The organism is Oceanobacillus massiliensis str. N'diop (assembly GCF_000285495.1).
Classification (GTDB): Bacteria; Bacillota; Bacilli; order Bacillales; family Amphibacillaceae; genus Oceanobacillus; species Oceanobacillus massiliensis.
The window spans coordinates 843,955-852,523 of sequence record NZ_HE610976.1; the positions used below are offsets into that span (position 1 = coordinate 843,955).

At 43.4% G+C, this 8,569-nt stretch carries 6 protein-coding genes and 1 riboswitch; all 6 genes read right to left on the minus strand.

Annotated features, from left to right (window positions below; translation table 11 throughout):
• Positions 1 to 717: 717 nt before the first annotated feature.
• Positions 718 to 1,761, minus strand: coding sequence for a ribonucleotide-diphosphate reductase subunit beta (locus OMHG_RS04015; protein WP_010648524.1), 1,044 nt, complete (start codon positions 1,759 to 1,761; stop codon positions 718 to 720).
• Positions 1,742 to 2,188: a flavodoxin gene (locus tag OMHG_RS04020; RefSeq protein ID WP_044476701.1), complete on the minus strand. Its 447-nt coding sequence runs from the start codon at positions 2,186 to 2,188 to the stop codon at positions 1,742 to 1,744. The genes OMHG_RS04015 and OMHG_RS04020 overlap by 20 nt, the downstream gene beginning before the upstream one ends.
• Positions 2,173 to 4,419: a ribonucleoside-diphosphate reductase subunit alpha gene (locus OMHG_RS04025; RefSeq protein WP_010648527.1), complete on the minus strand. Its 2,247-nt coding sequence runs from the start codon at positions 4,417 to 4,419 to the stop codon at positions 2,173 to 2,175. The genes OMHG_RS04020 and OMHG_RS04025 overlap by 16 nt, the downstream gene beginning before the upstream one ends.
• Before the next feature lie 124 nt (positions 4,420 to 4,543).
• Positions 4,544 to 4,741, minus strand: a riboswitch (cobalamin riboswitch).
• Between the two features lie 385 nt (positions 4,742 to 5,126).
• Complete coding sequence (locus tag OMHG_RS04030; protein WP_010648529.1) at positions 5,127 to 5,921, minus strand: ABC transporter ATP-binding protein; 795 nt, start codon at positions 5,919 to 5,921, stop codon at positions 5,127 to 5,129.
• The gene (locus tag OMHG_RS04035) at positions 5,914 to 6,906 is read right to left on the minus strand and encodes an ABC transporter permease (RefSeq protein ID WP_010648531.1); all 993 of its coding nucleotides are present in this window, start codon (positions 6,904 to 6,906) and stop codon (positions 5,914 to 5,916) included. The genes OMHG_RS04030 and OMHG_RS04035 overlap by 8 nt, the downstream gene beginning before the upstream one ends.
• 85 nt (positions 6,907 to 6,991) lie before the next feature.
• The gene (locus OMHG_RS04040) at positions 6,992 to 7,981 is read right to left on the minus strand and encodes an ABC transporter substrate-binding protein (RefSeq protein ID WP_010648534.1); all 990 of its coding nucleotides are present in this window, start codon (positions 7,979 to 7,981) and stop codon (positions 6,992 to 6,994) included.
• Positions 7,982 to 8,569 lie beyond the last annotated feature (588 nt).

An 8,569-nucleotide genomic window follows, 5' to 3' on the forward strand; every position in this document is an offset into this window, starting at 1 on the left:
CGCTTCAGCTTCCTCAGAAGCAAAACCGGCTTCTTGCGGGATCTTCACCTGTTGCTTTTCCCGCTGGAGTCGACTGCCCTATGCTCCAATCAATCAGCTTCATAATCGAATATCAGTAATTTGATTCAGAAAGCCAAATCTTAGCGGAGGAAATACACGTAGACTCCTGCGGGAAAGCGAAGACGCTAAGACCCCACAGGGAGCGAACTTTGCGAGCGAGGAGGCTTAGCGCGAGCCCGCGGAAAGCGCAGTTTATTTCCGGAGCGGTGATTTCCCATCACAATTTCTATAAATGGACATAGCAGCATAGAAATAAGGAAATTCACTTTGGCTTTTTTGTCTTCAGATAAACCGAAGACCCTAAGACCCCGCTTGTGCACCTGCGTCTTCCAGTTTCACTTCGAAGCAGGGTTCCTCGGTGCAAGGGAGCAAAGGAGTAAGCGCAAGTCGTACCCTGGCTCATCGCGAGCCCGCAGAAAGCGAAGTGTATCTCCCAAGCGAGGATAAAGCATATCATCAAATTACATCGAATATCAGTAATTTGATTCAGAAAGCTAAATCACAGCGGAGAGAATACACGGAGACTCCAGCGGATAAAGCACCAATGATTTCTAGTTATGTGGCATTTTTCACCAAATACAGAGTTAGAAATAACAACATTACTTAAGAGCCTTCAGTTAAGCTTGCTTAGGAAATTCTTGCTTTCAACCGCAATAGTTAAAGATCATCAAATCCATTCAGGTCGCTTGTTTTCGTATATTGCCTTGATTTCTGTTCAAAGAAATCCGTTTTTGTTCCGTCAAAATTATCGACGTAGGCTCTAATCCATAGCATCGGGTTATCCACATGCTCCGGATAAATTTCACTTAGTCCCATCATCCGCAGCATTTTATTGGCACGATATTGGATATATCCTTCCATCTCATCCAGGTCAATGCCCTCTACTTTGCCCAAAATGTGACTGGACCATTCGATTTCCAGTTCTGCTGACTGCCTGAAACGGGAATAAATCCAATTGATAAATTCATTATTGTTAGCCTCACTATTCTCTGACAAGGCTGCACGGAACAGTTCTGCAATGAAACGGCCATGCTCGAGCTCGTCACGATTAATATAGCTGATCATCGTTGAGGTCCCGACCATCTTATTTTGCCTTGCCAGATGATAGAAAAAGGCAAAGCCAGAATAAAAGAACATTCCTTCAAGCAATGACGTATAGACAAGCGTCTTTAAGATATTTTCAATTGTCGGCTCCTCAACAAATAAATTATATTGCTGCATGATGGTTTCGTTTCGCTTCAGCAGTACTGGATTGATTCTTCCTTGCTGGAATGCCTGATTCTGTTCGTCAAGCGAGACTACAGAAGAAAGTACATAGGAGTAGCTTTCATTATGGACAGCTTCCTGCTGGGCGATGACTGCCATAATAGACTGGACAGAGGGGTCTGTTGCATATAAAGATAAAAGCAAGGCTGTCCTCGTCTGTGGACCATCTAAGGTCGATAATAGTCCGATTATTTTAAGATATGCTTCCTGTTCATCCGCTGTCAGCTCTGGAAATTGCTTCACGTCACTCGACATATTCACCTCATCAGCCTGCCAGTAGTTCCCTACAAGCCGCTTATAGATCTTATGCCAATGCGGATAGGCAATATCATTCCAGTTCAATATTCCACTTGACTTCCCTCCAAATAATCCAGTTGATTTATTCGGATTAATCGGCTCCAATGTCTTAGCTTTTTCAAGCAAAGCTTTTGTCATGCTGCAAAACTCCTTCTACCCATTTTTCAACTTTCCGTTCTTGACTACCTCTTGGCGACTGTTCGATCTTCAGCCCATCCCAGGGACTATGATAAAATCTGGACAGTCGATCCACCGCTCTGCAGAATAAATGGTCACCGCCAAATTGCGTATCCCCAGTTCCAAATATCGCGATATTGGCCGGCTTATATCCAATCTCCAGCACAAGGTCCTTCACTTCATCCGGTGTACTTCCCCTGTCCCAAGTGAATGTCCCGATGAAGATATACGTATAATCTTCAGGACAAAACGGGGCATCTGCACCAATACGATGCATATCTACGGAGAAACCTTCTTCATCCAATTTCCGGTGCAATATCTCGGCAACCTCTTTTGTATTGCCGCTATAGGATAAATATGCAATCAGTACCCTCAACTTTGACACCACTCACATTCCTCCACATCATTTGATGTGGAACGGACATAGTAGGTTGTCTTTATACCTTCCCTCCATGCCTGCAGATGCAAATCAAGCAAAATAGATGCCCGTATTGTATTCGGCACGTAGAAATTGAATGAAATACTCTGATCAATATGTTTTTGTCTTACAGCATTTTGTTTAACGGACCAGCGCTGATCAACGATATATGCTGACCGGCGATAAATATCATAAGTCCGATGATTCAATTCCGGTGCTGTTACAGGAATTTTGAAATCCTTTTTCTCTTCGTTGTAAAAAACATTGAAAATCGGATCAATACTTGCCGTTGAGCCGGCGATCATCGCAGTTGTAGAATTGGGGGCTACGGCCATTAGGTATCCATTACGCATGCCGTTGCGTGCTACCTCTGCTTCTAGCGCTGCCCATGCTTCACTGCTATAGCCTTTGTTCGCAAAATATTCCCCGGTACTCCATTTGCTGCCTGCAAATGCGGGATAGCTCCCTTTTTCCCTGCTTAATTCCATACTGTTTTTAATAGTTAAGTAGGCTATCTTTTCATAAAGATGATCAGCATACTCCACTGCCTCATCGGATTCCCATTTAATATTCTCAAGGGCCAGCAGGTGATGCCATCCGAATGTTCCAAGTCCGATAGCGCGGTATTTTTTGTTGGTCAGCTCTGCCTGTTTAATTGGCAGTGTATTAATATCGATTACATTATCAAGCATACGGACCTGAATGTTTATCAGACGCTCCAGCACCTGATCTGGAACTGCCTTGCCTAAATTTATCGAGCTTAAATTACAGACAACATAGTCACCTGCTTGATATTTTTTAACAATCATATTTTCATCTTCAAGAAATTCTTCAATAAACTGTGTTGGAGACTGATTCTGTGTGATCTCTGTACATAGATTCGAGCAATAGATCATCCCCTTATGGCTATTGCTGTTCTGCCTGTTGACCTCATCCCGGTAGAACATAAACGGTGTACCAGATTCCAACTGCGACTTCATGACCCGCTTCATAATATCGATGGCGGCTATCTTTTTCCTCGTTAGCTTATCTGATTGCACACATGCCTCATACCTTTTTCTCCATTCACCGTTTCCAATCTCTTCGTCATAAAAATCTTCAAGCGAAAAACCCATAACCTGTCTTACTTCATGCGGGTCAAACAAATACCAGTCTTCCCGCTTTTCAACCTTTTCCATGAAATAATCCGGTAAACATACTCCAGTAAATATGTCATGCGCTCTCATGCGGTCGTCGCCATTATTCAGTTTTAAATCGAGGAAGGATTCTATATCCTTATGCCACACATCCAGATAGATCGCAATGGCACCTTTCCTGGTCCCAAGCTGATCGACACTGACCGCGGTGTTGTTCAACTGCTTAATCCATGGCACCACCCCGCTCGACATCCCTTTAAATCCTTTGATGGAGCTTCCTCTAGCACGAATTCTTCCCATGTAAACCCCAATTCCGCCACCGTTTTTGGAGAGTTTTGCGATATCGGTGTTGCTGTCATAGATCGATTGCAGACTATCATCGACGGTATCGATAAAACAGCTTGATAATTGTCCGTGTGTTTTACCGGCATTGGCAAGTGTAGGCGTAGCTACTGTCATATACAGATTACTTAAGGCCCAATAAGCTTCTTCCACAAGCTTCATCCGCTGTATGCGATTCTCATCCTGCATGAGATACATTGCGATAATCATCCACCGTTCCTGCGGCAGTTCATAGATGTTTTTATCATGGTCCGTTGCCAAATAACGCGTTGCGATGGTATAGATCCCCAGATAGGTAAACAGATTATCCTTCTCCGGATTGATGACCCGCTCCAAATGCTCCATCTCTGCTTTTGAATACTTGGAGATAATATTATCCGCATAGACGCCTTGATCTGTTAAAGACTGCACCAATTGATAGAATGAGCCGTATTTCGATCCGGGTTTATGGTCATTTCTGCAACCGCGGTTAACGGCCGCTTTTCGGTACAGCTCCTGCAAATATATTCTTGCTGCAGCATATGTCCAATCCGGATTTGCTTCATCAATATTCTCCAGTGCAAGTTTAATCATTGTATCTGCTGCTTTTTCTGGTGCTGCATCTCGTTTTACGGTTTTCAGCGCCTTGTGGGCCCAATGCTCTCTATCAATCGACAGGCCTTCTGATACCTCATTAATCTTGCTTATGATTTTTTCATCGTTCATTGCCTTCTCCGCTATCATGAATAATGCCTCCCTATCTCTATATGTATGTACAACGAAAAAGCCGTTCCTCCTCAATGGATGAACGGCTACAAAACGACAGAAATATGTATTCCTATCGTCTCATAATCTCTCACCCGGAGAAATGAAACTTCAAATAAAGGCAGGTCTCCTGACTTGTGTTTCTTTTTACTAGAGTCCTTCCCATATCGCTGCACAGTTACAGTCAATACAGTGGTATTCTCGTTCATCCACACTTACAGTTGCGGGGACAGTCCCGGAATTGCACCGGGTTCCCTTTTAAGACATATGATGTGATGTCACCTTTATTCATATACAATATATAGTGTTATTCGGTTTATATATGGTCAATATCTTGTATTAAACATTATCATATAAAAAGTTTGAAAGCAATTAATTTCTTATCTTTTTTCCTTTTTAAAAGTCGATATACAGTCGAATCACTTGATTTCGCAGCTCTCGTAAACTTATATTCAACCCTAATAGATTTAACTTCCCCAACCATCTAAAACATACAAAGAAAGTATAAACCTCCTCAATAAATATCAGCCAGGCAGCCAGGAACTGGTACCTAAACAAAAAACAGCAGGAAAACGCGGTTCTACGCCACGTTCTACCTGCCAATTAGCTGCTTCTTATAAAACACTGAATTTTCGCGCTGCCTAATCTTCCATTCACAATGGCGGCGCACTGTCTACTGGATATGCTTATCCCAGCACAACTCGATCATCCTCAAACTGTTCACCGCGAATCCGCTGAAATTCCTGCAGCAGTCTTTCAACGGTAAGCTCCTGTTTAGCTTCTCCATGAGCCTCGAATATGATTTGACCTTTATCCATCATTATCAATCGATTGCCGAGATCAAGTGCCTGCTGCATATTATGTGTGACCATCAATGTTGTCAGTCCTGATTCCCGGACAACTTTTTCGGTAAGTGATGTGATCAGCTCGGCACGGGATGGGTCCAGTGCTGCGGTATGCTCATCCAGCAGCAGAATGTTCGGTTTTGTAAATGTAGCCATTAGCAGAGAAAGGGCCTGACGTTCCCCGCCGGAAAGCAATCCGACCTTAGCCGATAGACGGTCTTCCAGGCCAAGATTCAGTGTTTGAAGGTGTTCCCTGAACAAGTCCTTCCGCTTCTTTGTAACGCCATATTTTAATTTTCTCTTCTTATTCCGCGAATAAGCCATCGCCAGATTTTCTTCAATCGTCATCGATGGAGCCGTACCTGCCATCGGATCCTGGAATACTCTCCCTATGAATGCTGACCGTTTATACTCCGGCAAATTAACGACCTGTTTTTCGCTAATGAAAACATCACCTGCGTCTGGAAGAATATTACCGGAAATGACATTCATCAGTGTTGATTTACCCGCTCCATTACTCCCAATAACCGTGACGAAATCTCCCTGTTTCAAGTTAAGATCAATATTATTTAACGCCTTTTTCTCATCCTGAGTACCTTCATTAAAGGTTACGGAAATGCTGGTAATATTAAGCACTGTACTTCCCTCCAGTCTGAGCACTTAGCTGTTGCCGCTTTTGAAGACGCCGCTTCTTTTCTTTCCTCACCTGATAGATTCTAGGACCGACCAATGCGAAGATAACGATGATTGCCGTAATCAGCTTCATATCCCCCGTTTCAAGAAATTCCACCCGGAGTGCCAGCGTCACAATGATCCGATAAATAATCGCTCCCCCAATAACCGCTAGCGTAGCTCTGGCAATTGTTTTCGTACCAAATAGCGCCTCACCAATGATGACCGATGCCAGCCCGATGACAATCATTCCGATTCCCATATTGACATCGGCAAATCCCCCATGCTGTCCAATCAATGCACCAGATAACGCCACCAGAGCATTGGAGATTCCGACACCTACAATTGTCAGATTGTCAGTATTGGCCGAAAGACTCCGAATCATTTTTTTATTATCTCCGATTGCCCGGAGAGCAAGACCAACTTCTGTTTTCAAATAGTAGTCTGTCACAAGCTTGATCACTATCGTAACCACAACCATAACGATAACAATTGCCCATGTGGAAGGCAGTCTATCTATCCCGAGTAGTGAGAGAAGCCCGTTAAGAGCACTATCAATACCAATCGCGGACCAGAATGAATCCAGTTGTTTAAATACAGTCATCTCATTCAACATCGATAATGTAGGTTGTCCCAATATGCGCAGATTGATGGAATAAAGGGCAGTCATCATGAGAATCCCTGCTAGCAATGCATTTACTTTCCCTTTTGTATGTAATAAGCCGGTTATACATCCAGCTATAAATCCGGCAAGCAAGGCAAATAAGGTTCCTATTACAGGCGGTATGCCATTTACGATTGAGATTGCAGCAACAGCCGCTCCCGTCACAAAACTGCCATCGACTGTCAGATCAGGAAAATCCAATACACGGAAGGTTAAATAAACACCTAGAGCCATAATGGCATAGATAACCCCTGATTCGACAGCACCAAATAAAGAAATGAACATGATTCTCTTCCTCCCGCAAATCCATGAAGTTTATAGCTATAACGGTAAGGAGCCAGATAATCACCTGGCTCCAGCAGTTAAAATATTACTCGACAAATTGTGCCATATCATCCCATTCCGGATTCCATTCTATTCCTTGTTCCTCGGCACCTTGCTTATTAATAAACAATTGAATTTCAGGTGGGTACTCTACAGGGAAATCACTTGGAGCCTTCTCACCAGTCAATATCTCCGCCGCCATTTCCCCAGTACGGTATCCGATTGTATGATAATCAATTCCGAATGTTGCAAAGCCACCCTTAGCTAAAGAATCGGGCTCCCCTACAATAAGGGGAATGTCCTGGTCATTGGTAACCCCTACCACACTGTCCAGGGCAGAGACCACTGTATTATCGGTAATAATATAGAATACATCCGCTTCTCCGACAAGCGTCGTTGCTGCCTGCTGCACTTCAGCAGAATTGGCCACAGTTCGTTCAACTACTTCCAGTCCCTTTTCTTCTGCTGCCGTTTTCACTGTTTCGACTTGTGTGACAGAATTTTGCTCTCCCGCATTATATACCATTCCTACTGTAGCCCCTTCAAAATAGGTACTGATGAAATCAACCGTTGCTTCAATCTGTTCCGGGTGAAGATCAACCACGCCTGTAATATTTTCTCCTGGTTCTTCCATTGATGGAACAAGACCAGCATCTACAGCGTCCGTAACCGATGTAAAGACAATCGGGATATCACTTGTTGCCTGCAAAGCCCCCAGTGCACTTGGTGTCGAGTTGGCGAATATCAAATCCACATCATCTGCTACAAAACCATCAGAGATTGGTTTCACATTATTCTGGTCATTTTGTGCACTTTGGAAATCATATTCCACTTCCAGTCCAGCATCTGTCAACGCATCCTTGAATCCTTCGTATGCCGCATCAAGTGATGGATGTTCTACAATCTGCGTTGCTCCTATCTTATATGTATCTCCACCATCGGAAGAAGCGCCATCAGTATCTCCGGCGTCATCGGAACCACATGCAGCTAACATTATAATTGCTGTAATCGTGAAAAGCATAAGTAATTTTCTCAAATCTCTTCCCCCATTCGTCGTTTTCTAAATATTTAAACGTGATTATACCACACTATTTATTGATTTGCGATAACTTTTTAACAGTTCAGAAAAACGGGCTGGTCCTTTTCAAATGACTGTTTTCTCAAAGATGGTTGGTTTTATGTTAAATATATAAACGATGATGTAACAGATTCGGCTGATTTCCACTCCGGGCGGGCGCTTTCAGCTTTCGGAAGAAACCCACTTTCTGCGGTATCTTCAGCTGTTGCTTTTCTTGCTGTACTTCCTTGGCTTCTACCAATCATTTCAAATTATTTATGGATTTACTCTATAAAGAAGGCAGTTAGTAAACCCGATAACTACTCCGGCCGATTTCCGCTCTGGACAGTCGCTTTCCGCGGCGGGCGCTCTTAGCTTCCTCAGAAGCAAAACCGGCTTCTTGCAGGACCTTCAGCCGTTGCTTTTCCCGCTGAATCTCCATGGCTACTATCAGCCATTTAAAATTATCATTTATTATAATACAATCGATTATAAAGAATAAAACTCAATAAATTCGATAACTGCTTCGGCCGATTTCTGCTCCGGGCAGTCGCTTTCCGCGGCGGG